The organism is Lonepinella sp. BR2357 (genome assembly GCF_051851525.1).
In the GTDB taxonomy this organism is placed as follows: domain Bacteria; phylum Pseudomonadota; class Gammaproteobacteria; order Enterobacterales; family Pasteurellaceae; genus Lonepinella.
The window spans coordinates 1-2,632 of the sequence record NZ_JBPDVG010000024.1; the positions used below are offsets into that span (position 1 = coordinate 1).

Genomic DNA, 2,632 nt, shown 5'->3' on the forward strand with positions numbered 1-2,632 from the left:
TGCATGGCTGTCGTCAGCTCGTGTTGTGAAATGTTGGGTTAAGTCCCGCAACGAGCGCAACCCTTATCCTTTGTTGCCAGCATGTTATGATGGGAACTCAAAGGAGACTGCCAGTGATAAACTGGAGGAAGGTGGGGATGACGTCAAGTCATCATGGCCCTTACGAGTAGGGCTACACACGTGCTACAATGGTGCATACAGAGGGCGGCGAAAGGGCGACCTGGAGCGAATCTCAGAAAGTGCATCGTAGTCCGGATTGGAGTCTGCAACTCGACTCCATGAAGTCGGAATCGCTAGTAATCGCAAATCAGAATGTTGCGGTGAATACGTTCCCGGGCCTTGTACACACCGCCCGTCACACCATGGGAGTGGGTTGTACCAGAAGTAGATAGCTTAACGGAAACGGGGGCGTTTACCACGGTATGATTCATGACTGGGGTGAAGTCGTAACAAGGTAACCGTAGGGGAACCTGCGGTTGGATCACCTCCTTACCGAAAACGAGAGACAATAAGTGTCCACACAGATTGGCTGATAGAAAAGAAAAAAGAAAGCAACGAGAATTACCCTACGGGTCTGTAGCTCAGGTGGTTAGAGCGCACCCCTGATAAGGGTGAGGTCGGTGGTTCAAGTCCACTCAGACCCACCACTCAAGAGAGTGACGTAGGAAAAAATTGGGGATATAGCTCAGCTGGGAGAGCGCCTGCCTTGCACGCAGGAGGTCAGCGGTTCGATCCCGCTTATCTCCACCAAACAAAAATCTTGTTGTCGTCATCATTGTTAAGTTAACTGAATTAAAAAAACAAAAAATTAGTTGATTTTAATAAAGTTAATTTAACAATGATGATAGGCGAGAGCCGATAATCTTATTGTTCTTTAAAAATTTGGAAACAAGCTGAAAACTGAGAGATTTTCGAGTTAATTTAATCATATAAATTAACACAAGAAAGTCTGAGTAGAAGAAAAATCTTGACTGAACAAAAGCAGTCAAGTGTTTAGTTGAACAGCAACATCATTTGTTTTTGAAAACATTTGAGGTTGTATAGTTAAGTGACTAAGCGTACACGGTGGATGCCTAGGCAATCAGAGGCGAAGAAGGACGTGCTAATCTGCGAAAAGTTTGGATGAGTCGATAAGAGGCGTTTAATCCAAAATATCCGAATGGGGAAACCCAGTAGATGAAGAATCTACTATCATTTACTGAATACATAGGTAAATGAGGCAAACCGGGAGAACTGAAACATCTAAGTACCCCGAGGAAAAGAAATCAACCGAGATTCTGTGAGTAGCGGCGAGCGAAAGCGGAGGAGCCGTTAGTGATAGTCAGTGAATTAGAAGAATAGACTGGGAAGTCTAGCGACACAGGGTGATAGCCCCGTATTCCAAAATTCACTGATAGTACTAAGCTAACACTAAGTAGGGCGGAACACGAGAAATTCTGTCTGAAGATAGGGGGACCATCCTCTAAGGCTAAATACTCCTGATTGACCGATAGTGAACCAGTACTGTGAAGGAAAGGCGAAAAGAACCCCAGCGAGGGGAGTGAAATAGAACCTGAAACCGTGTACGTACAAGCAGTGGGAGCGGATTTATTCTGTGACTGCGTACCTTTTGTATAATGGGTCAGCGACTTATATTTTGTAGCGAGGTTAACCGAATAGGGGAGCCGAAGGGAAACCGAGTCTTAACTGGGCGAATAGTTGCAAGGTATAGACCCGAAACCCGGTGATCTAGCCATGGGCAGGTTGAAGATTGGGTAACACTAATTGGAGGACCGAACCGACTAATGTTGAAAAATTAGCGGATGACTTGTGGCTGGGGGTGAAAGGCCAATCAAACCGGGAGATAGCTGGTTCTCCCCGAAATCTATTTAGGTAGAGCCTTATGTGAATACCTTCGGGGGTAGAGCACTGTTTCGGCTAGGGGTCCATCCCGGATTACCAACCCGATGCAAACTGCGAATACCGAAGAGTAATGCATAGGAGACACACGGTGGGTGCTAACGTCCATCGTGAAGAGGGAAACAACCCAGACCGCCAGCTAAGGTCCCAAAGTACTAGTTAAGTGGGAAACGAAGTGGGAAGGCTTAGACAGCTAGGATGTTGGCTTAGAAGCAGCCACCATTTAAAGAAAGCGTAATAGCTCACTAGTCGAGTCGGCCTGCGCGGAAGATGTAACGGGGCTAAAACTAGTCACCGAAGCTGCGGCATCAGTGGTAACACTGTTGGGTAGGGGAGCGTTGTGTAAGCGGAAGAAGGTGAATCGAGAGGTTTGCTGGACGTATCACAAGTGCGAATGCTGACATAAGTAACGATAAAACGAGTGAAAAACTCGTTCGCCGGAAGACCAAGGGTTCCTGTCCAACGTTAATCGGGGCAGGGTGAGTCGGCCCCTAAGGCGAGGCTGAAAAGCGTAGTCGATGGGAAACGGGTTAATATTCCCGTACTTGGATAAATTGCGATGTGGGGACGGAGTAGGTTAGGCAAGCAGCCTGTTGGATGGCTGTTTAAGCGTGTAGGTGGGGGATTTAGGCAAATCCGAATTCCTGATAACACTAAGGCGTGATGACGATTTCCCAAGGGAAAGAAGTTGTTGATACCACACTTCCAGGAAAAGCCACTAAGCTTCAGATTT

The 2,632-nt window shown here is 46.9% G+C and carries 2 tRNA genes and 2 rRNA genes; all 4 read left to right on the top strand.

Features of this window, described 5'->3' with window-relative positions:
* A 16S ribosomal RNA gene (locus ACTG7L_RS10745) occupies positions 1 to 492 on the top strand; the annotation flags it as partial.
* Positions 493 to 570: 78 nt separating this feature from the next.
* Positions 571 to 647 (top strand) — tRNA-Ile (locus ACTG7L_RS10750).
* Between the two features lie 27 nt (positions 648 to 674).
* Positions 675 to 750 (top strand) — tRNA-Ala (locus tag ACTG7L_RS10755).
* A gap of 292 nt (positions 751 to 1,042) precedes the next feature.
* Positions 1,043 to 2,632: ribosomal RNA gene (locus ACTG7L_RS10760) — 23S ribosomal RNA — on the top strand; the annotation flags it as partial.